The following is a 21623-nucleotide window of genomic DNA, read 5'->3' as shown; positions in this document are numbered from 1 at the left end:
AATCTAGATTCACGGATTTTTCGGCGACTCCGCCGAAAGTGAGTGGGTAAGGTCACGTTAATGATCGTTCCGATCGTTGCTATGAGTTTGTCGAAAGCCTCTATCGAAAGCCGCGCAAAGGATTGGAGAAACGGCGCCGTGGTGTACCAGGTGTTCGTCGACCGGTTTGTGCCGCCTGCGAACCCTCTGGCGAAAGCAAAGTTTTACGCCAGTCCGCGAACGTTTCACTCATGGGACGACCTGCCGAAAGCGGGAAAATTTGACCCTAAGCTGGGGGTTTGGACGCATGAACTCGACTTTTGGGGCGGCGACCTGAAGGGTGTGGAGTCGAAGCTGTCGTACATTCGCGACCTTGGGGCGGATGTACTTTATCTGAATCCGATCCACGAGGCGTTTACGAACCACAAGTACGATGCCATCGACTACAAGAAGGTCGATCCGGCGTTTGGGACGACGAAGGACTTGTCAGGCCTGATTTCGAAATCGCATAAGTCGGGGCTCAAGGTTGTGCTCGACGGCGTGTTCAACCATATGGGACGGCGATCGCCTTATTTGCAGGACGCATTGAAGTCGGCGAAGAGCCCGTATCGCGATTGGTTCTTCCTCGGCAAGCAGTACCAGGCGGGCTACAAGGGGTGGCTGGGAGGCGTGAATATGCCGGTCCTGCATCTGGAGGATGCTGGACTTCAGAAGTATCTTTGGCGAGACAAGGACTCGGTGGTTCAGCATTATTTGAACCTGGGGATTGACGGTTGGCGGCTGGATGTGGCCTATGAAATCGGCCCAGAATTGCTGGGCGAGATCACGAAATACGCGCACAAGGCTAAGAAGGGAAGCTTAGTGGTTGGCGAGATTCTGGGCTACCCGGCGGGTTGGTTCCCGAATATCGACGGGCAATACAATCTGTTCGCACCGGGTCTTTGCATGGAGATGTTGGATGGGACAGTGTCCGGTGGGCGAGCGGCTGACATGCTCAACGACTACGTGGCGGATGCGGGCATCGAGAATGTGCTGAAGTCTTGGCTGGTGGCGGACAACCATGACACGCCGCGCTTGACCTCGATGTTGCCCAGCGACAAGGATCGGATGTTGGAGTGGGCTCTATTGTTCACGTTGCCGGGTTGTCCAAACGTGTATTACGGAAGCGAGTTGGGGATGACCGGAGGCGGCGACCCGGAGAATCGCGCACCGATGCGATGGGATTTGGTGAGTCCGCAGAACGAGACCCTGGCGTGGGTGAAGAAGCTGATCGGGTTCCGAAAGAGCCATCCGTCGCTGCGGTACGGGGATTTTCAGGCTCTTAGGACGGAGAAGCTGCTGGCGTTTACGCGGACGACGGGGCTGTTGCGCGAGGATGTGATCGTGGTCGTGAATCCGACGGCGAAGAAGGTCACGGAGACGTTTGCGCATCGGATGGGGAACCTGATGAGCTGGGAGGAGATGCAGGATTTGGTGTCGGGCGGAAAGGTTTTGCAGAAGATGGGATTGATGACGGTGGAGGCTCCACCGAAGTCGATTCAGATATTTGTTCCGGTGGTGACGCGGGTGAACGGGTTCTCGCCGTACGATCGGATTAAATGAGGAGTTAGGGTTAGTGGCCCGTTTTGTCTTGGGTTTGTCGTCAATCCCTCGGTTCGCTCGTTCCTCGCTCACCGATCCCTTTTTTAAGGGATAGCCTCGTTTTCCGAATGGTTCAGGCTTGAGAATTCAGAGGCTTTCGCGACTCTCTCGGTTCGTCTGGCAGTTTCGAATTCTCTTTTTTGGGGAACAGACTCTCCGGTCTCTCTCGCCAGAGAGACACCTTGGTTTGGTGGACGTTTCAGAGCGGAGTGCAGAGTGCAGAGTGCAGAGAAGATGTCGCTTTGTAGGGGTAGCATTTGCTCCAGTGAAAGAGTGGGCTTTGGTTGCGGTTGTCGTTGCCGCCGTGATTGGCTGCGATGCCCGCACAGGTTCTAGCGCTCAGTTGCCGCATGCGAAGCTGTATCCGGGCGCGAAGATCATTTCGAACGGTGAGAATGCGGGTGTCATTGGTGCGAATCTCACGACACCCGACTCGCCAAAGCAGGTGATCGAGTTTTACTGCAAAGAGTTTGGTGTGCCCAACAAGGGCTACGACTCGCAAACCTTCGATGTGGTTTCTGAGGGCCACAAGATGCAGATCATGGTGACGCGAGGCATCAAGGGCTTGACCGCCATTTCGATCATCGAGCCCAAGTAGGCTAGCGCAAGGTCAGCAGAACGCCGGTGACGATGAGGGCGGCGCCGCCGATGACTTTGGCGTCGACCTTTTCCTTGAGGATCACGATACCGAGGACCATGGCGATGACGAAGCTGAGTTTATCGATGGGAGCGACCTTGGCAACCTCGCCGAGTTGCAACGCGCGGAAATAGCACAGCCACGAGAGCCAGGTAGCGACGGCGGAGAGGACGAGGAATATCCAGTTTTGGCGTGTGAGTCCGCCAAGGGAAGCTTGGCGGGAGGCGACGGCCAGGCCCAGCGAGAAGAGGAAAACAAACGCGACGCGGACGGCGAGAGCGGTGTTGGCGGGAACATCTTCCACACCTTTCTTGGCTAGAATCGCGGTGATGCCGGCGAAGAGGGCCGAGAGCAAGGCGTAAATCCGATAGTCCATGATTTCCAAGACGGATCAGGAGGGTCAAATGGGGGATACTTCATCCAGTGAAAACCGTCGAGATTTGGAGCGAATACATCACCTTGGGCCAGCTTTTGAAGCTGACGGACTACATCTCGAATGGGGCGGAGGCCAAGGAGTATCTTGCAAACCATTCGCCGCTGATTAATGGTGAGCCGGACAACCGTCGAGGGAGAAAAATTCGCCCAGGCGATATTGTCACTTTTCCTGACAAACAGTCTGTTAAAATAGTAACAAAGGAATGAGATGAAATTTCGCTTACTTGTTTGGGGACTCGTCGTTGCTTCGTCCAGCGCTTTTGGCCAAAAGACCACACTCGACGCCTATGTTTCCAAGCACAAGGCGGATTTGTTTAAAGGCGGTCCGGGGGTTTACCTGGAAGGAGAGCGACTAAAGGTCGAGAGCGCTTCGATTGCGGCTTTCCGTCGAAAGGTAGTCGAGATTGGCGACCTGACGGCCATTGTTCCCACGACGATGATTCAGATCGATGACTCGTTCAGCAAGCAACCGGACCTGTACGAGGGCATGGACATGCGGAGCAAGATCATCTATCTGCTTTCAACGCTGACGCCAGGGCAGATCGACCAGGTTACGTCCAGAGGCATTGGCTTCGGCGATCTTAATCGCGACCAACAGCTTGTGTTCGAGTCGCTTCTACCCAAGAAGTTTGAGGTCGAGCGACGCGAGGTATTGGGCAACGACTTCAAGACGACCGACAAGTTCACGCTGAACGACGAGCAACGAAAGCAGGTGCGGCTCCGCATCACGCGGACGGTGTCGTTCGACTTTTCCCTCAAGGATGGTAAGGGCACGGTTCAGCCGGACTCGATGGACAACGTTGGGCTCCACCAGGTGGCGGGATTCTATCGCCAGCTTTCGGACATGCAGAGCGGACCGGGATCGATTTTTGGGATCAACGTCCGCACGGAGGTCCCTAACAAACAGAAACCTTCGGACCTGAATTATTCAGCGAAGAGCCTCGACTCGCTCGTCGGGTTCTCGGCTCAGGTTACAGTTCAGGAGGCTTTGGCGAGTATCGGGCAAGTGGTCCATCTGACGATTTATGCCGACCCAAGAGTCGCCAAGCGCTCGATGACGATGGTGGGCGGCAAGGCGCGGGCGGGGGACCTTTTGGCGGCGATTGCACAGATGGTGACGGGCACCTACCGTCGAGTTGGGAGCCAGTACGTTCTGACGTCAGACTTGATGGGATTGGGGACGCGAAAAGCGAGGTTCGACCAGTGGAAAGCCGAGCTTCGCGACTACCAATATAAGATGTCGGACGAATGGGGCGCGGCAGTGGGCAAAAGCAGTTTGTTGAAGGCGGCCAAATCGAGTCCGCGCGACCCGTATCAGCCGACGAAGGAAATGGAGGAGTACCTTGCGAAAGGAGAGGGAGCGATACCGCCGAGTCTGGTCGACGATGGTCTGCGGTCGATGGTGGCGAAGTTCAACGAAGAGTACACCGTGCAACCCGTAAAGGTTGACGGGGCACGAGCTCATAATGCCCTGAGCTACCACTTTGCCTTGCCTAGTGGAGAGGACGTCTTTGAGGAGGCGGGAGGCTCGATCGGGCAGTTTAGGACTTTTGTGTTTGGTGGACAACGTCGCCAGGGACCGGCAGCACCGACGCCTCCGTGGACGATTGCTAAGGGCATCAACGTTAGTTGCATTGTCCGAACGGATGAACCCGAACAGATTCGGGGGCTTGTTGCGAAAGCCAAAGCGATTGGCATGAGCGAGCTTTGGGTTGACACGCTGGACTCGGGCACGCTCACGGCGGCGGTGGACGCTTCTACTCGGTCGGGGTTGAAGGTGAAATACGTCGTCCGACCATGGCGATCTGTTTCTTCGTCGGACGACCTCGATCGGACGGTGATCAGCACAACCGGGGAAGAGGCGGGGAAATGGGCTTTGACGAGCAAAAGATTGAACCGCCTGCGGGAACCGAGCGAAATCACTCGTTCCGTGCTTGCCTGGGAGAATGGGGTTTCGCCCGATCAGACGCCGGATGATTGGTCGTTGATGGGTCGCCTAGCCAAGACTCCTGGCCTTGCCGGAGTGGTCGTCTGCGATGAACAGCCGATCGGCTACGAGGCGAAGTTGGGTGAGGGATACTCGATCGGAAATAGTCCGTCGGAGTTGGTGGGTCGGCGACTCGGGTATTCGCTGTCAATGCGGTCGGCGTTTCTGCGGATGACGGGCGTGGACCCGATCGACTTGGTGCCGGATGGGCTCATGTCGAGCGTGAACGTATCGCCATACTTCTTTCCCGACATGGAACTGATGGGATACCCGCGCACCTATGGGCGAATCGACGGGGATGAATACATTATTCATCCTTACGTGGCGCAGTGGGACGATTTTCGAGCCAAGGAGATGGCGGACGGGTTAAAGCGGCTTCGGACCAAGGTGCTTGCGGGCATCTCCGTGCCAGTATGGTCTGACCTGTTGCCGGGGCTCTCGAATAAGGTTGAGGGAAAGATCGTGCCGCTTTGCTTGATGACGGAAGACACTCCGTTTACGTTCGATGGCGGCGGGGCGGGGATGCCGTTCGGTGTGAATTTGGCGAACATAGCAGGGGCTCGGTTCGTGATCGATAGCTTGAGTGGAGACGAAGTGAAGTGGCAGTTGAACTTGGCGATCGATGGATTGTCGAAGAGCCCGAAGCCGATTACGTGTTGCCTCGATTTGTCTCGGCTGAGTTCTTCGGATGTTGAGAAGCTTTTGGGTTCATGGTTTGCCCCGGTTAAGAGTTAGGGTTGGTGGGCGGAATGGCCCTCACCCGGCTCCAGACATCAGTCAGGAGCCACCCATCCACATTTCAACTGCCCTTGTGGCAGTTGAAATGTGGACCCTCAAATCGGAGAATTGGGAGAGGGATTTTGGGTCGCCCATTTTCTAGGTTCACTTGGCACAGCGAGGTTGGATGAAACTCTCTGCCTCATCTCATCAGTGCCGCCAAAATGGCGGGGTCGTCCCATTCACGGGACTCCTCGGACTATTTTGGGTTCGAATTCATCCGGGGGTCTACGCTCGTACCTCGCTCCGACGCCCCGGCTACCTGCTGTGACCGCTACGCGGTCAAGGCTGTTCGGCTATTTTAGAGGCTAAAGTAGAGCGGAAAGTTTTGAGACTAGATTTAACTTCCATGGTCACGGTCGCCTAGGTTTGAGTGCCGACCGATGACATGCGTGGTGGGCGAGGAGAGACTCGAACTCTCACGCTGATTAGGCGCTGGAACCTAAATCCAGTGCGTCTACCAATTTCGCCACTCGCCCAGCGAAACGTCTATTTTACCAGACCAATTTATTTGGTCGATGGCGGCAATTGTCCGGGCTTGAGGGGTTTGCCGTAACGCTTCAGTTTGAGGTTGAGCGTGGGTTGGAGGCTTTGCCATTCGGCCTCATCGACGACTTTGGCGTGCATGTCAACGAAGGCCACGCACCGGCGTCCATCGGCCCACGGAAGGGACTCGTAGAAGAGCACGGTTCCCGCTGGATTGGGGATTTCGTCAGAGTTCGTGCCCGCCAGGCTCATGTTGAGCCGGAACATGCCGCCCGCCGGATTCAGCGTCTTGAATACTTCGCGGTTTTTGATGTAAGGATTCAGGAGGTCGAAGAGTTGAGGCGTGCTCTCGACGTAGGGAATCCGGTCGTCGTAGTCGGCTTCGAAGATGGCGAGGGCGGTGGCGACCTGCTTGAGGTTTGACAGCGTGGCGGTTCGTTGTGTAACCGTCCCGACGGCCTGAACCGGGGTCTTCATCATGTCGCGGAGGGCGGTCGGCGCGAGGTCTTCGCGAGGAGTGAGGCTCACGATGGCTTGACGGCGAACGTAGGTCAGACGGAACGTGAAGCTGTTCCCTTGGGACTGGCTCGGTAGGAAGGCGCGCGAGACATCTAGCTTGTAGCCGATCAGATATTCGCTATTGCCTTGTTCTTCGCCTTTGCCGATCCAAATGACATCCATCAGCGACATCAGGAATTCTCGGCTAAACGGATTTGGCGCCGAATCGTGGGAGGAAATCATGGTTTGAGACATGCTCAGACCCATCAGTGTGGCCAGGTTGTCTTTGGTGGTTGCGACCTCGACGGCTACCAAATCAGCGGGCAGGCTATCGACCGTGTATGACGACGGTCGTCCACTACCGAGCGGGTCGGTGCCTTGGGAAAAGGCGATGGACGCGAGCAGAATGAACCCCGAAACACTTGCAAGCTTCATGCTTGTAGAGACGGGTTTGGGACCGGTTTAGGTTGCAGAAAGATCGCCTTCGCCGATGACAGTCACCTGTCCGTCGCCGTGAATGACCCCTTTGAAGCGGACGGGGATCGGGAACATGTCGGACTTGACGATCGGGTTGATCTGCGCGATCTGGTTGGCGACCATGTTCTTGAGACCGGCTCCGAGAGCCTCGGCAGAGACGAGTTCGACCGAGATTTCTTCGGGTGAATCGAGCTTCAGGATGGCGTGGGCGGTGGCAGGAATCGGAACGATGACGGTCTTGACGGCCTGGATATGGAGTCCCGTGGGCTGGATCGAGACTTGGAAATTCGTCAGTCCGCCCGGCTGGAGTTTTTCGAGGAAGACGGCGACCGACTGATTGCGGATGATAGCTTCGAAGGAGAGTTTGCCGCGGCTCTTGTCGAGGTCGTCGGTGTCGATATCGAGGGGGCCGCCCTGGAGATTGACTTCATCGATCAGCAGGCCGATCGGTGTCATAAGCCACGTGAGCTTCGAGGTTATTTCCCCGATTTGGATCACGCCGTGCGAACTCACACTCTCAAATTTACCAGTAGAATGGGGGTAATGACTCTGCTGTTTGCGACAATGATGCTAGCGAACGACAAACTCACCGCCACCCTTCCACCGATTCCACGGGAATTTCGGGCGGCTTGGGTTGCCACTGTGGACAACATCGACTGGCCCTCTCGGCGGGACCTGACGACCCAGCAACAGCAGGACGAACTGCTGAAGATCATTCAGAAGGCGCAGGACCTCAATCTGAATGCGTTGGTGTTTCAGGTGCGGCCCTCGGCCGACGCGTTATACCGCTCGTCATTGGAGCCGTGGTCGGAGTATTTGACGGGCTTGCAGGGGCGAGCACCCGATCCGGCGTGGGACCCGATCGAGTTTGCGGTGACGGAGTGTCATCGACGGGGAATTGAGCTTCATTGCTGGTTCAACCCCTATCGGGCGGAGCACCCGGCGCAGAAGGGGCCGCTGGCGGCGAACCACCTTTTCAACACGAATCCGGGCATCGTGAAGAAGTACGACCGATATCTTTGGATGGACCCGGGCGAGAAGGATGTGCAGAAGCGCTCGCTCGACGTCATTTTCGACGTGGTGAAGCGGTACGACATCGATGGCGTGCACTTGGACGACTACTTCTATCCGTACCCGGTGAAGGACGGAAGCGGGAACGAAGTTGATTTTCCCGACGGACCGAGTTGGAACAAGTATAAATCGAGCGGAGGGACGCTGAGTCGGGACGACTGGCGGAGGCAAAACGTCGACGAGTTCATCGAGAACCTGTATAAGGGCGTGAAGAAGCTGAAGAAGCACGTGCTCGTGGGTATCAGCCCGTTTGGGATTGCGCGTCCGGGCAAGCCGTCGACAGTGAAGGCCGGTTTCGATCAGTACAGCGAGCTTTATGCCGACGCGCAGAAGTGGCTGAACGAAGGGTGGTGCGACTACTACTCGCCCCAGCTTTATTGGGCGATTTCGTCGCCGCAACCGTACCCCGACCTTTTGAAGTATTGGCTGGGGCAAAACAAGCACGACCGGCACGTGTGGGCGGGGCTTTACACAGGTCGGACCGACCCGAGCGAAGGGAACTGGAAGGCTACGGAAATCCTCAATCAGATCGCGATTTCGCGGAAGTTGGAAGATGATTCGGGCAATGTCCACTTCAGCTTTAAGTGCTTGGCCAACAACTTTGCGAATGTCGCCACGGCGCTGAAGAACGGGCCGTACCAGGACGACGCGTTCGTGCCGGCCTCACCGTGGCTGGGCGACAAGAAGCCGCGGATGCCGCGAATAGTGGTGGCGGGCAGCGTGAGTTTTGAGGCGCCGAAGTCGGGCGAGTTCATGGCGATTTGCTACGGGACGCGGAAAGACCCGGACGGCGGCGATGAAGCGGAGAACGTGACTTGGGGGAACTGGCAACGGTACCACTCGGGCGATCCGATCAGTTGGGTGAACGTGGCGCATGGACCGATTGCGGCGGTTACGTTCAGCGATACCGGCGTGGCGAGCGAGCCGGTTATCCAACCGACAAAGAGGTAGAGTCGCCCTTCGGGAGCACCACGCTAAAGGTCGAGCCGCGGTTTTGGGCGCTGTCCACGTGGATGGAGCCGCCGTGGGCTTCTACGATGTGCTTGACGATGCTGAGGCCCAGGCCTGTGCCTCCGCTGGCGCGGCTACGAGCTTTGTCGACGCGGTAGAAGCGTTCAAATAGGCGGGGAAGGTGTTCCTCGGGAATGCCGATGCCGGTGTCGGTGACGTCGAATCGAATGTATTCGCCTTGGTCTTCGAGCCGAAGATCGACGCCGCCCTCGTTGGTGTATTTGATGGCGTTCTCGACGAGGTTAACCACGACTTGAGTGATCTGCTGGGCGTTGGCCTCGATGTCCATGTCCTCGGGACCCTCGTAGGTGATGACCAGTCCTTTCTCCTTGGCCTGGGGCGTGAGTAGATTGATGGCGTAGCGGATGATGGCGCCGAACTCGCAGGGGCCTTTGCGGACGGGGCTAGACTCGGCGGTGCTGAGGACGAGCAGGTCGTGGGTGATGCTGGTGAGGCGATCTACCTCGGAGATGATGCGCGGGAGATACTTCTTGCGAAACTCCTTGCTGTCGTCGTCGATCATGGTTTCCGCGTAGGCACGGATGACGGTCATTGGGGTTCGAAGCTCGTGGCTGACGTTGGCGACGAAGTCCTTTCGCACGCGCTCCATCCGGCGTAGGTCCGTGATTTCGACCAGGGAAAGGTAGACGCGCTGGGGCGGCTCGTTGGTGGTCCAGGCGCGGGCGACGCAGATTCGCTCCTTGGGGAAGCTGAAGCTGATCTCGGCCTCGATGACGTTCTTTTCGTCGAGGGCGTTGAGGGCTAGCTGTTCGAGTTCGACCGAGAGAGTGACGGCGAGGAGGGAGCGGCCGAGCGGATTCTCGAAGCCAAAGAGGCTTTGGGCGAAACGGTTAGCGTAAGCGATTTGGCATCGCTCGTCGCAGACAAAGATGCCGACGTCGAGGCCGTCGGCGAAGGCATCGACCGCCGACTTTTGAGATCGGGCGATTTCGCCGAGGGTTTCGTTCTGCTCGCGTTTGCGGGCTAGGTCGGCCTCCACTGCGTCGAGTTCGCGCTTGAGGGCACTACTGAAGGCAAAAATGCCGACGCCAAGGGGAATGGCGACCCAGATCCAGGCACCAGAAAACGCGCCGACGGCGAGAACGCCAATGGCAAGCAGGACACCGATGATCAGCGAACGTTGGGACACAAATTCGCCCACAAGAAAGAAGACGCATCAAATCGACCGATTGAATCGTCTAATTCAGCGTAAATTTGGGGGTCCTCGTGAAGCGAATCGAAGCCATTATTCAGATCGGAAAGCTTGAGGCGGTGCAGGCGGCTCTGCACGACGCCGATATCCAAGGCGTGACCGTCGACCAGGTTCGCGGCTATGGCCGACAGATGGGGAAGACGAAAGGCGCGGCTAAGACCAAAGCGCCGGTGCTGTTGCCCAAGATGCGGGTCGAGGTGGTGGTGCCGGACGATCAACTGGACGTCGCGGTGAACGCGATCGTTGGGGCGGCGAAGACGGGCGAGATCGGTGACGGAAAGATTTTTGTCTCCGAAATCGTCGAGGCGATTCGGATTCGGACCGACGAGCGCGGGGACGCAGCGCTTTCTTAGCCGATGGCGGGCAAGCGATGGGAGAACTTTTCGATTTGGCGAGGCCGGTTGCCGCATTGGCGGGCCGATAACGTCGTTTACTACGTGACTTTTCGACATCGGCGCGACTTATCGGACGAGGAGCGGAATCGGTTACTCTCCAATCTGCTCCGCCCGGATGGGCGGAAGTGGGACCTCATCATCGCCTGCGTGCTACCCAACCAGACAGAGCTAATGTTTAGGGTCGAGGAGGGCAACGAACTGAGCGACATCGTGGAGAAGGCGAAGACGAAGACGGGCAAAGGAATCGTGAAGAAGACGGGCGAGCGGTGGCCACCGTTTTACGAGGAAAGCTATGACCGGATCATTCGGGACGATGCGGAATTTGAGGAGTTCTGGACAAAGATTTTGGAGTCGCCGGTAGACAACGAACTAGCCGAAGAGCCGGGCGAGTACCCCGGTCTGTATGTGGCGAACGCTCCGTAAGCAGGTTCGAACAGCAAAATTGCCAGGTTAAGCGTCTACACTTAATGGAAGCCGATGCAAAACGCTGGGAAAGTTGGGGTCTTAGTTGTCGCCTTTTTCGCGATGCTGTACGCCGCGTATGCGGTGCTGGGTCAGAAGCTGTTTGGGCCTAAGACGCAGACGTACTACGCAAAATTCCAGGATGCGGGCGGGATCGCGCCGGGAACCCGCGTTTTGATGGCGGGTGTGAACATCGGGACGGTGAAAGCGGTGGCGTTGAAGTCTCCAACCGAGGCGCAGATGGTGCTGGCGGTGAACCCAGAGGTGCAGATTCCACGGGGATCGGTGGTTCAACTTCCGACCAGCCTGACGGGCATTGGTGAGAACATCGTTTCGGTCGTGCCGCCGACCTCAGCCGACGGTTACCTTTCGCCCGGCGACGAGATGATGGGCGTGAAGCAAGGCGCGCTGGACAGCTTTTTGCCGAACGGAAAGGATGCGGTGGCCGAGCTGACCAAGACCATGGCGGCTTTCCGAAAAATCCTCGAAGACAAGACGCTGGTGAACGAGGTCAAGGACCTGATGGCGACCACGAACAAGACGATGGCGCAGTTTGGCCAGACGGCATCGTCGGTGAATAGCTTGATCGTTTCGAACCAAGCGACCCTCTCGAAGACGCTTCAGGAGGCTTCGGCGACGATGGCGAACATCCAGGGGATGACGAAGGATCTGTACGCGCTGTCGAAAGAAGGGAAGATTCAGGGCGATCTGAAGGAGACGCTAGAGAATATCCGGGTGGCTTCGGAGCAGGGAAGCAAGATGATCGCGGAGATGAACAAGCTGGTGAGCGACCCCGACCTCCAGACGGCGATCAAGAGTTCTGCGAAGAACATCCAAGCGATGACGGATAGCGGAGTTAAGATGGCAGCCAACGGCGAGGTCATCGCCAAGAACGTCGAGACGATGTCGAAGGATGGGCCCGAGATCAGCCGCAAGATGAGCGAGTTGATGACGAAGGCGAACGAAATCGCTACGAAGATCAACGATATTGCGGACGATGTGAAAGGGGCAGTGAAGAAGGTTTCCGACACCGTGGGCGGTAACGGATCGCTGATTCCGGCTCTGAAGTATGAGTCGCATTTCGACGTGATCGAGGAGTCGAAGCCGAACTTTACGCGGACCGACTTTACGCTGGTTTTCCCGCAGAGCAACGGGGACAGCGTGCATTTTGGACTTTACAATGCGTTTGAGGGGAACAACCTGATCGCGCAGTTGGGTAAGAAAATCGACGATCGGTTCCAAATACGGTACGGAATATTTGCATCTAAGCCCGGACTTGGGGTAGATTATTCGTTCGGTCCTGCGGCATCGTTGCGTGCGGATTTGTTCAGTTTGAACGATCCGAGATTCGATGTGCGACTCCGATATAACTTCGGAAAAGACGTGTACGGCTGGTTTGGCATGGACCGCGTCTTTAAGGACAACGCCCCGAGCATCGGCTTTGGAATTAAGCGCTGAGGCCCGGGACAAGAAACCGCTGGAGAAGATTTTAACGAGATGAAGGTAATCCTGAATCAGACAGTACCGAAGGTCGGCAAAGCCGGAACGGTCGTGAACGTTGCCGACGGCTTTGCGCGGAATTACCTTTTCCCGCGCGGCTTGGCGATCTATGCCGATAAGAGCCAGATCGCGGCACTTGAGAAGCGAAACGCTCGCTTGGCCGAAAAGGTTGCGGCGAAGAAGACCGATGCCGAAGGCCTGAAGACGAAGCTCGACGGTCAGACCGTCAAGATCGAGACCAAGGTTGGCGCAGACGGCGTCCGACTGAACGGTGCGATCACTTCGCAGAACATCGCCGATGCGATCAAGGCTCAGCTTGGTGTCGAGTTGGATAAGAAGCAGGTTGCTCTGCACGATCCGATCAAGCGACTGGGTTCGTACTCGGTCGAGCTCGATCTGCACGCACATGTTGACGGACACATCACCGTCGACGTCTTCGACCCGGCATTGAACGTGGTCGAGGAAACAGAAGAGGAAGAAGAGTCCGCTCCGGTCGAAGCCTAAGTTCTCGGTTTTGAATAGGAATCCCCAGGGCTTTGGCCATGGGGATTTTTGTTTTTAGGGGAGACGAGTGTCTAGTATAATGGGTTCGTGAAGCGGACGGACCTACAGGATACGTCGATCGAGATGCACCGGGCTCGGGTTCGGCTTTCGCGTGAAAAGGGCCCTTCTTGGCGTCTGAAAAAGACTTTGGAGCTGATGGCGGGCATGAAGGTCGTTCGGGAGACGACAAGGAAGTACCGGCCCGAGTGACCATTTTCGAGACCCTATTCGAGGTGGTCGAGAAGCTCCAGACCGCTGGCGTGGATTTTGTGATCGGCGGGTCGATGGCGAGTTCTGTTTGGGGGCAGGAGCGCAATACTCGCGACGTGGACATTGCGGCTTCTTTGTCTGTTGAACAGATCGACCTCCTGGAAGAGGCTTTCGAGTGGCCCTACGTGATCGACGCCGAACTCATGCGGGAATCTCTGAAAGGGCGCCAGGAGTTTGCGGCGGGTCAGATTCTGCATGGAGAGACGCTGGATAAGTTCGACATCTTCCTTTTGCCCCACGACGAATATTCCAGAGGGCAATTAGAGCGGAAGCGATGGGTCGAATTCCTGCCGGGAAAGTCGTTACCGTTCGCGTCTCCCGAAGACATCGTGATCACGAAGCTAAGATGGTTTGTTCTGGGGAATAAGGTCAGCGATCGTCAATGGAACGATATTGTGCAGGTGTTGGAGACTCAGGGAGAGGACTTGGACGAGGCGTACATGACTCGCTGGGCTGAGCACTTCGGGGTTCTGGAGCTACTACGCGAGGCGCAATCGCAAGTAGTAGCCTAGGCTCAAACAGAATTAAGGGGTCCCGCCTGAGTCGCCTTTCGACGATCCTGACGGAACCCCAAAATTTAGCTCTCTTCGGCGCCTAGCCGAAGCTAAGCGCCTTCAAGAACTTTTTTCCGCCTGTCTAGGGCTCACGGGCCGAAGCCAGCGAGCAAAAGCGGGTTTTGCCATGTTGCGCCTTGTCGAAACTCCGCGCCTTCCGGCTGCCGCCCTATCTGTGGATCTGACCGAAATCTGATCTAAAGGCGACTCGCCCCTGGTTTCCTGCCGAAGCTCTCCACCGGAGACATTAATACTATACGACATTAATTCTTAGAAAACAAGAAAAGATTCGCGAAGTTATCCACAAATTAGTGTGGATAACTAAAAGGGTTAGTTGCGCCCGGCTTACATGAAAGAAAGCTCGCCTTACCGGCAGAGTGTAAGACGCAAACGAGTGATCGGCGTCGCAAGGATTTTGCGATCTAAAGATTCGGGTTTCCTAGGGCGCATCGATGTGAAATCAATGTTCCAATAGTTATCCACATAGTATGTGGATAGTTCTATATCCTTGAATGATTGGGAATTCTCAAGACAATTAAGGGGCTCTACCTCCGTCGCCTTTCGGCTTTGGTTGCAGAACCCCAAAATGTTCGTCTTTTACGGTGGCTAGCCGAAGCTAACCACCTCAAAGACTTTTGTCTTCTTTGAACCTACCGAAGTCGATCTCGGAAGACGGTTGCCCTACTTACATGGTCTGACCGAAGTCTCTCACTGAAGGCGGTGCCTCCGTTTGCTTCTGGCCGAGGCCGTCTGCTGGAGACATCTTTACTATACGATGCATATTGAAAATTAACAAGAAGAATTGCGCTAAGTTATCCCCATGTTATGTGCATAACTGCTACCGAAAGAAGGGTTCGCAAAAATGAATAAGGGACTCTACCCAAGCTGCCTTTCGGCTACTGTGACAGAGTCCCAAATCTCGTCCTTTTCGGTGGCCGATCGAAATCAGCCACCTGAAAGACTTTTTCCTTCAACCGAAGGAATACGAGCATCGCATTCTTTTGCCGAAGCATCCGAATCCTGGCTCTCTGTCTTTCGCGTCTTAGGAGCCCGAAGGCTGTGCACGAGAGACATGATTATTATAGGTGTGCGGTACGCCAATCGCGCTAACAAAATCATCATGTTTTCCACAGGTAGCTGGGGATAACGTGGCGGCTCAAGCCTGGCGAAGGCGTTGATCGGGTGAGTAGGACCTTTGGAGGGGGGCTCTACACAGTATTTCTACCAGGCGTTATAACGGAATCGATTCATCTGTTTGGTGAATGTGCGTTGGCGAGATTGATCGCCTTGAATGTGGGAGAGCGAGCGGGCGGTCCCCACCTGTCATTGGGAAGACACGTGATGGCCCGCCATTCGCCCGCCGACTTGCTTCGAGCGTCGCTTGTCCGACGGTTCAGGAAGTCATTATGAAAATGTATGGGATAAGAGGGGTGATGCCGGGAGTGCTCGCGGCGAGCATTTGTCTGGCACCGGTCACCTCAGCGCGGTACGAGTTTGCGCCACCTTGGAGTTCGGCTCAGCAGGTCAACCTTGCGAGCCTGGCCGATCGATCGACGATCATCTTGCGTGGGACGATTCAGAAAGTCAATACGAGCATCGAGCCTTTAATGCCGGCATCGAATCGTACGGTGGTCGTAAAGGTCAGTAAGGTTTACGTCGGGGAATCGATCACCGGGAACATCGTCGGAAGTCTCGCGACAATAGAGATGTCCAGCAGGGGCGCGAAAGCAGGAACCGATATGGTGTTCTTTGGCGTGCCCAGATTCATCGGCAAGTCGCTGACAATGTCGGCCATTGGTGAGGTTACCGGCCGAGTAGCGGATGCCTCGAAAGCTGATTTCACGTCGGCCGTTCAGGGTCGCATCGATTTACCAGTTCGCCTTGTACTGCGGGAAGCCAGCCAGGTTTTCCGGGGCAAAGTCGTGAAGGTGGAACCTATCGAGAGGGAGGCCAAGGATTTGGATTCTGAGCACGACCCCGAGTGGCAGATGGCGACGGTCGCGGTCGAAACAGGGATGAAGTCGGTCAAGCAGGGCGAAACCGTTCACATTCTGTTTGCCAACAGTCGTGACATCGTTTGGTACGCGTCGCCCAAGTTTAAGGAAGGCGACGAGGGTGTTTTCATCACTCGCAATCCAAAGCGAGAGGAGGCGATCTTGATGCGCGAAACCGGCGCTTTGGAGATGATCGACAAGATGAATGCGGTGCTTTTGACGGACAATGCGGCGTTTCAACCTGGTTCGCAGATGGAAAAGGTCCGCACGCTGATGGCGAAGGAGATTGGACGATGAAACGTCTGCATGCGATTAGCCTATTGACTCTGATTCCGAGCCTAGGGCTCGCCCAGAATCGATTGATCAATATGACGCCGAACAACCGGAGCGCGGAAACCAACTGCGACTGTGAACCGACATTGGCGATCGACCCGAACAACTACGCCCGTTTGGCGGGAAGCGCCTTTACGTGGGACAACCTGGCGGGATCGACGATGACGGGTAGCCTGGCGCCGATCTACGTTTCGACTGACCGCGGCAACACGTGGACGCTTTCGTTCATTGTGCCGAGCAAGGTCGGGGGATTTTGCACGGGAGATATCCAGCTCAACTTCAGCTCGACCCTTGGCGGATCGGGGACGGACGTGAGCTGGTTGTATGGGGGCATCCTCAGCACGGCGACTTCGGGTCTGCCGATGGTGGTTCTGCGGTCTCAAAATGCGTACTCGGCGACGCCGATGACGGTTTTGGATACGCGGAGCGGTAACGTCGATCAGCCACATGTGCTGTCGGCGACTTCGGTGTTTGGCGGCGAGGACAAACTGTACGTCGGCTTTAATAACGGATGGGGCGGTGTGATTCCGAATGGCCGCACGGCCACGCTCGACATCTCTCAGGACGCCAAAGTCGGGGCGGCGAGTTTTGCGCTGAACCTGATTCAGCATCGTGACACGGGTGGACAAGACGGCTTCGCCGAGGTTCCCGCGCCGCATCACGACGGGACGGTTTACGCGGCTTTCTACGGAAACTGGAACTCATCGCCGCGAATCTGCGTGGTCCGCGATGACAACTGGGGCATCGGCGCAAGCGGATTTACGATCTTGAAGGATCCTAGCGACACGGTGGCCGGCCGATTCGTTACGCCGGTGTTGACCTTGCCATCTGGCAATATGGGGCAACAGCGGCTTGGAGCGAGCAATATTTCGATCTCCGTCGACCCTCGGAATAGCGACCGCGTGTACCTGGCGTACGGCGATAGCGGAGGTTCGAATCTGGAAACGATCCACGTTCGCCGGTCGACGAATCGTGGGCAAACGTGGTCGGGAGACCTCTTGACGGTGACGAGCGCGATGAACCCGCACGTGGCGGTGAACATCGAAGGGACGGTCGGCTGTTTGTACCAGCGGGTCGTTTCGGGACGATGGGAAACACACTTTGTGCAGACTACGGACCCCGATGCGACGACGTTTAATACTCCGGGCATTACGATGTGCAACCAGAGTGCGACGACTCCCTCGGCCACCTACCTCGTTTACATCGGCGACTACGCGTCGCTGTTTGCGGCGGGGAAGAACTTCATGGGGATGTTCTGCGCCAGCAATTACCCAGATACGGCGAACTTTATGCCAGGCGTACAGTTCAATCGGGAGGTGAATTGGGCCACGCACACGTTGTATACCAACGCTTCGCACACAACGACGGTGGCGCCTTCGATCGATCCGTACTACTTTGAGATCGAGACGACGTCGCCGTCCAACGATGTGTATGTGCGCGACTGGACCGATGATCCGACTCATGGCGACAATGGCGCGGAGCCTTCGACCCATGGCAACTTCTATTCGTTTAGCGACGTGTGGAATCGGCGGGGTCCGACGGCGGGAACGTTTGTGAACGATCAGCCGCCGAACGAGGATGCGGGCAACGGCTCGGGCTCGACGGGCGATAATTGGGCGTTTGCGCGGATTCGACGCAACACCAGCGGTCCGGTGACCAACATGACGGCCCACTTCTTGGTGTCCCGCTTTGGGACGGGAAGCAACTATGTGGACAACACGTCGGCCGACCCGAACGTGACGATCGATCCCGATCCGGTTTTGACGACGGACGGTACGGCGGGGCCGTGGATTACGGATGCGTGCCACTGGCACCTGGAGCCGACCTCGGGCAATCACCTTTGCTTGGCGGTTGAAATCTCGTCGCCGTCGGACCCGTATGTCGCGCCATCCTTGGTGGGCAATACGCCAGGATGGGGCACGGGGACCGACCTTCGGATCATCAGCGACAACAACAAGGCGCAACGCAACATGCACCTGACGACTGACGCTCCGCACGGCGGGTTTGGGCTCATCGGCGACTGGGCGATCATCCATAACGCGGGCCTGATGCGGCGCGATATTCCGCTCCAGATCAGCGTTTCGGGGCTCTCGCGACGCTACGTGAGAAGCATTTCGTACCAGGTGGCGGGTCAGCGCGAAGGGCGACCAATCACGGTCAAGACCGGTTCATCCATTGTGCTGAAGGGCATGGAGCCGGGCGAAAACCGGTGGGTTCGAGTGAACGTCCAGACGAACGGAGTTCCAAAAGGGACGACGGCTTTTGTCGGCGTCGATGAGCTTGCGGCCGGTCAAGCGGCGAGCAGCTTTGGGGTTGGCGTGACGGCTGGCACCTTGGAGCAAGCGATCCGCGAGAGTCTGGATACGCAACAGCAGGAGTTGGAGCGCTTGGCGGCGGGATTTGGCGGCGTCAAGGTTCCCAGTCAGTATTTCGACGGCGCGGCAAAGAATGGGGCGACGTACCTGGCATTCACGAAAGGGAAGTCGCTACCGCTGATGGCGAGCGACCTGAAGAAGGCTGGGGCTCTGACGGGCGCCGATCCGTTTGGACTGGTTGCCGCGATCACGGCGGCGGGCAAAGCGACGACGCCGGAGACCATGATCCAGGCGATGGCGACGCTGATGAACGGCATCGACTCGCGTCTGACGCAGATGCAGTTGATGAACGGCGACGTGGCCGACATTCTGCAGATGGTGCGGTGGCAACGGGCGCTGTTCCTTCGTCCGGCGCTGGCGAAGCTGGACGGCGTGGACAAGATGCAACAGGCATGCTTCGAGTTCATTCATGCTCGCGAGTCGGGCAAGATCACAAACAAGGAGTATCCGAAGTTCTTGGATAGCGTTCGCGAGGGATTGCGGCGGGCCATAGCGTCGAGCAACGCCGGAGTGGATGTGAACGCTCTGTTGAGCGGGAATAATCTGGCTCGGTTGGAAGCCGGGCATCGCCGGATTCTGCTGGCGTTGGCCAAGTAGAGAAATGGGTGCGGGTTGCGCGTCAGCCCTCACCCAATAGCCTTCACATTATGAAGATGTGAGTACAGTATGGGCGAACCCTTTTCGAACCGCAAGAGCATGGCGCTCCCTCCGGTTCGCCTATGGTCGGCTCACCGCTCCCTCGGCGAGCGAGGGAGAATCTTAGGTCGCCATCCTATCGAGGGCCTCCCTCTCCCAGTTTCCTGCGGAGAACTAGGAGAGGGGAGCGACGGCTAGTCCTTGTAAGGATCGAAGGTGTCGCCACCTGCCATCGCCACGCCAAGCGGCTTCAGCGTATGGATGATCTTTACTGAACTGGAGTGGTGCTCCAGTACCCGGTGCAGTCGCTTATACACGAGGGGAGCTTCGTCAACTCCCGCCCCGCGAAGAACGACTTGTTCCCGTTTGATCCACTTGTGCATGTCTTCTTTCGAGACCGCACCTTTGACCTTGCCTTTACCCTTGGCCGCCGTTCGCGACATCACGCGACCCGCGCCGTGAACGGTCGAGTACAGCGCCTCTCGGCTCTCGGGTGAATCGACGCCTTCCAAGATCACGCTATTGTCACCCATCGATCCGCCGACGAATCCGCGTTGGCCCGGGAAAGCCGGAGTCGCCCCTTTGCGTACGACCCAGAATTCCTGACCTTCGTGATTCTCTTTCCATGCGAAGTTGTGATGGTTGTGGACTTCCTCAACAATCTTCCCACCGAGGATCTTGGCGACCTTGGCGCATACCCAGTCGCGGCCGGCGTAGGCGTATTCGCCTGCCACTCGCATCGCTTCCAGGTACTCCTGTCCCTCGTACTTCTCAGTCGACAGCCAGGAGATGAAGTGCTCCGTCTGGCCGTTTGCTTTCGCGATATCCATGAAGTGCTGGGCAATGCCGTGCCCAAGTCCGCGTGAACCAAAATGCACGCCAACCCAGATTCGGTTTTGCTCGTCTTCAAAGATATCCACGTAGTGGTTTCCACTCCCGACGGTTCCGAGCTGGGCCCTCGCTTTCTCTTTCAGAGTTTTCAGCGGGTTCATTTTCCAGGCTTCGTCGTCGAAGAGTTCGTGATCCACGTCTTCGTTATTTGCGCGTCCTACGCCAAATGAGATCTTCTTAAAGACCTCGTCCATGATCGGATTGATCTTGGCTTTGACCTTAATCGCGTCTACATCCAGCCGGACGGCTTTATTGCCACAGGCAATGTCGTAGCCGACGCCACTGGGTGAGATTCGGTGTCTGTAGGCCACCACGCCCCCGATGGGGACGCCATAGCCGACGTGATGGTCTGCCATCAGCGCCAACCGCTCCGCACCCGTGGCTCGAGCGTTGTCGAGTTGTTGCAAGGCCTCCGGAAAAACCGGATCGCCCCAACACGGAATGTTCTCAATGAGCTTCATTGGCAAGGATATGTAGACGTTGGGAGGGGCGGAAAGGTTCGAAATTTTGTGAGCGGGAGAAGTGGCGCGTCCAGCGAGGGAGACTCCAAAGTCAGAGAGAGAAGAAGGTAAGAATTTGCTCTCACTTCCTTGGAAGGCTTTGGTCGAATACTTCACTTATCAGATGTGCGTGGTCAAATCCTAAAATGACTTTGACCGAAGACCGCATTGAATGAAATACCTAAACACACAACAATTGAGTTCCAGGCTCCACTAGAGTAATTGGTAATCGAAGTTGCGACCAAATTGGTCCCGCTTGCCTCATTTTTGGGGCAGCATCACTCTTCAGCCACTATATTTGTCGTTAGCTCCGTAGTTAAAGCGATCGCAAACTGCTTCACCAAGCCCTTGAAGTTCTGAGAAAAGGTATCGTCATCACTAACGAGACGCTCTTCCTCGGGTGGGGAATAGCAAATGATATTTCTAGGCGACCCGTTCCGATGAGAACCGTAATTAGCTCTAAGGATAACGCCACCATCATTGGATAGCAAGTAAACATCTTGACTGCCGTACTTTGCCCTTCCGCACACCTTAGCTACGAACTGGTCGTCGGGAGTAACTGGCTTAAAAAGGTTATGTTCATCGACTGTAGGTTCGGTAAGGTCAATCTTAAGGTTGATAAGAGATGAGAGGCTTACGGAATTACCGGCCATCGGATTGTCTCGGAACATGTTAAGGAGATTTCGAGCTCGATTTCGTTGCCCTTTGCTGATGTGGTTATCTTTTATTAACTCTAATTCACGCAGAATTGGCATGCAGATGTAGAAATCTCCTTCGGCAATCCCCTCCGGCAAGAACTTTTGTGGTGCGTCTAGGAAGTTGTAAAGAGTGATGACATGAGTGTCGACATATATCTCGGGCTTCACTTTGCGAGGATACTTGAATGTCCTTGGCTAAGTCGATTTGTGCACTTAAAGGTCAAGTTGTGCCGGACAAGTCGGCCACGCTAGCCGTTGTG

At 56.5% G+C, this 21623-nt stretch carries 17 protein-coding genes and 1 tRNA gene; 12 read left to right on the top strand and 6 right to left on the bottom strand.

What is annotated here, in order from left to right; translation table 11 throughout:
- Window positions 1-60 precede the first annotated feature (60 nt).
- Together GC165_15880 and GC165_15875 are read left to right on the top strand one after the other, a co-directional pair.
- Window positions 61-1581 carry a glycoside hydrolase family 13 protein gene (locus GC165_15880; protein ID MBI1334349.1) on the top strand — a complete coding sequence of 507 codons (1521 nt, stop codon included), beginning with the start codon at window positions 61-63 and terminating at the stop codon, window positions 1579-1581.
- A 304-nt stretch (window positions 1582-1885) separates the two neighbouring features.
- Window positions 1886-2218: a hypothetical protein gene (locus GC165_15875; protein ID MBI1334348.1), complete on the top strand. Its 333-nt coding sequence runs from the start codon at window positions 1886-1888 to the stop codon at window positions 2216-2218.
- A 1-nt stretch (window position 2219) separates the two neighbouring features.
- Here the strand turns inward: GC165_15875 and GC165_15870 are convergent, their stop codons facing one another.
- Window positions 2220-2633 (bottom strand): EamA family transporter, encoded by a 414-nt coding sequence (locus GC165_15870; protein ID MBI1334347.1) that lies wholly within the window; start codon window positions 2631-2633, stop codon window positions 2220-2222.
- 47 nt (window positions 2634-2680) lie between these two features.
- Here GC165_15870 and yaaA point away from each other — a divergent pair, with 47 nt between their 5' ends.
- Together yaaA and GC165_15860 are read left to right on the top strand one after the other, a co-directional pair.
- Window positions 2681-2899 (top strand): S4 domain-containing protein YaaA, encoded by a 219-nt coding sequence (gene yaaA, locus GC165_15865; protein MBI1334346.1) that lies wholly within the window; start codon window positions 2681-2683, stop codon window positions 2897-2899.
- A 1-nt stretch (window position 2900) separates the two neighbouring features.
- On the top strand, window positions 2901-5414 hold the full coding sequence (locus tag GC165_15860) for a hypothetical protein (protein MBI1334345.1): 2514 nt from the start codon (window positions 2901-2903) through the stop codon (window positions 5412-5414).
- Between the two features lie 435 nt (window positions 5415-5849).
- Here GC165_15860 and GC165_15855 read toward each other — a convergent pair.
- Both GC165_15855 and GC165_15850 read right to left on the bottom strand, forming a co-directional pair.
- Window positions 5850-5935: transfer RNA gene (locus GC165_15855), tRNA-Leu, on the bottom strand.
- Between the two features lie 28 nt (window positions 5936-5963).
- Window positions 5964-6875 carry a hypothetical protein gene (locus tag GC165_15850; GenBank protein MBI1334344.1) on the bottom strand — a complete coding sequence of 304 codons (912 nt, stop codon included), beginning with the start codon at window positions 6873-6875 and terminating at the stop codon, window positions 5964-5966.
- Between the two features lie 294 nt (window positions 6876-7169).
- Between GC165_15850 and GC165_15845 the strand changes: the two genes are divergently transcribed.
- The gene (locus GC165_15845) at window positions 7170-8939 is read left to right on the top strand and encodes a family 10 glycosylhydrolase (GenBank protein ID MBI1334343.1); all 1770 of its coding nucleotides are present in this window, start codon (window positions 7170-7172) and stop codon (window positions 8937-8939) included.
- On the opposite strand, the gene GC165_15840 is transcribed toward GC165_15845, so the two are convergent.
- The gene (locus GC165_15840) at window positions 8917-10149 is read right to left on the bottom strand and encodes a hypothetical protein (protein MBI1334342.1); all 1233 of its coding nucleotides are present in this window, start codon (window positions 10147-10149) and stop codon (window positions 8917-8919) included. The two genes, GC165_15845 and GC165_15840, sit on opposite strands and share 23 nt — an antisense overlap.
- A 77-nt stretch (window positions 10150-10226) precedes the next feature.
- Here GC165_15840 and GC165_15835 point away from each other — a divergent pair, with 77 nt between their 5' ends.
- The 7 genes from GC165_15835 (at window position 10227) to GC165_15805 (ending at window position 19235) form a co-directional block, all read left to right on the top strand.
- Window positions 10227-10565 carry a P-II family nitrogen regulator gene (locus GC165_15835; protein ID MBI1334341.1) on the top strand — a complete coding sequence of 113 codons (339 nt, stop codon included), beginning with the start codon at window positions 10227-10229 and terminating at the stop codon, window positions 10563-10565.
- Window positions 10566-10568: 3 nt separating this feature from the next.
- Window positions 10569-11030 (top strand): hypothetical protein, encoded by a 462-nt coding sequence (locus tag GC165_15830; protein ID MBI1334340.1) that lies wholly within the window; start codon window positions 10569-10571, stop codon window positions 11028-11030.
- A 54-nt stretch (window positions 11031-11084) separates the two neighbouring features.
- Window positions 11085-12527, top strand: a complete 1443-nt coding sequence (locus GC165_15825) for an MCE family protein (protein ID MBI1334339.1) — start codon at window positions 11085-11087, stop codon at window positions 12525-12527.
- 39 nt (window positions 12528-12566) lie between these two features.
- On the top strand, window positions 12567-13073 hold the full coding sequence (locus GC165_15820; protein MBI1334338.1) for a 50S ribosomal protein L9: 507 nt from the start codon (window positions 12567-12569) through the stop codon (window positions 13071-13073).
- 245 nt (window positions 13074-13318) lie between these two features.
- On the top strand, window positions 13319-13894 hold the full coding sequence (locus GC165_15815) for a hypothetical protein (protein ID MBI1334337.1): 576 nt from the start codon (window positions 13319-13321) through the stop codon (window positions 13892-13894).
- 1475 nt (window positions 13895-15369) lie between these two features.
- Entirely contained in the window at window positions 15370-16227 is an 858-nt protein-coding gene (locus GC165_15810; GenBank protein ID MBI1334336.1) for a hypothetical protein, read from the top strand.
- Complete coding sequence (locus GC165_15805; protein ID MBI1334335.1) at window positions 16224-19235, top strand: hypothetical protein; 3012 nt, start codon at window positions 16224-16226, stop codon at window positions 19233-19235. Before GC165_15810 ends, GC165_15805 begins: the two co-directional genes overlap by 4 nt.
- 233 nt (window positions 19236-19468) lie before the next feature.
- Here GC165_15805 and GC165_15800 read toward each other — a convergent pair whose 3' ends face one another.
- The gene (locus tag GC165_15800; protein ID MBI1334334.1) at window positions 19469-20626 is read right to left on the bottom strand and encodes an RtcB family protein; all 1158 of its coding nucleotides are present in this window, start codon (window positions 20624-20626) and stop codon (window positions 19469-19471) included.
- A gap of 317 nt (window positions 20627-20943) precedes the next feature.
- Window positions 20944-21531 (bottom strand): hypothetical protein, encoded by a 588-nt coding sequence (locus tag GC165_15795; protein ID MBI1334333.1) that lies wholly within the window; start codon window positions 21529-21531, stop codon window positions 20944-20946.
- Window positions 21532-21623 lie beyond the last annotated feature (92 nt).

Source organism: Armatimonadota bacterium (assembly GCA_016125185.1).
Lineage (GTDB): Bacteria > Armatimonadota > Fimbriimonadia > Fimbriimonadales > Fimbriimonadaceae > Fimbriimonas.
The sequence above is the reverse complement of the archived record's forward strand: the minus strand, read 5'-3'. Positions and strand labels throughout refer to the sequence as shown.

Bases quoted from the DNA above. Each gene is read 5' to 3' on its own strand.
- GC165_15870 (MBI1334347.1), bottom strand. From the start codon at position 2,633: ATGGACTATCGGATTTACGCCTTGCTCTCGGCCCTCTTCGCCGGCATC.
- GC165_15810 (MBI1334336.1), top strand. From the start codon at position 15,370: ATGCCGGGAGTGCTCGCGGCGAGCATTTGTCTGGCACCGGTCACCTCA.
- GC165_15880 (MBI1334349.1), top strand. From the start codon at position 61: ATGATCGTTCCGATCGTTGCTATGAGTTTGTCGAAAGCCTCTATCGAA.
- GC165_15850 (MBI1334344.1), bottom strand. From the start codon at position 6,875: ATGAAGCTTGCAAGTGTTTCGGGGTTCATTCTGCTCGCGTCCATCGCC.
- GC165_15825 (MBI1334339.1), top strand. From the start codon at position 11,085: ATGCAAAACGCTGGGAAAGTTGGGGTCTTAGTTGTCGCCTTTTTCGCG.
- GC165_15845 (MBI1334343.1), top strand. From the start codon at position 7,170: ATGGAGTCCCGTGGGCTGGATCGAGACTTGGAAATTCGTCAGTCCGCC.
- GC165_15800 (MBI1334334.1), bottom strand. From the start codon at position 20,626: ATGAAGCTCATTGAGAACATTCCGTGTTGGGGCGATCCGGTTTTTCCG.
- GC165_15820 (MBI1334338.1), top strand. From the start codon at position 12,567: ATGAAGGTAATCCTGAATCAGACAGTACCGAAGGTCGGCAAAGCCGGA.
- GC165_15830 (MBI1334340.1), top strand. From the start codon at position 10,569: ATGGCGGGCAAGCGATGGGAGAACTTTTCGATTTGGCGAGGCCGGTTG.
- GC165_15805 (MBI1334335.1), top strand. From the start codon at position 16,224: ATGAAACGTCTGCATGCGATTAGCCTATTGACTCTGATTCCGAGCCTA.
- GC165_15860 (MBI1334345.1), top strand. From the start codon at position 2,901: ATGAAATTTCGCTTACTTGTTTGGGGACTCGTCGTTGCTTCGTCCAGC.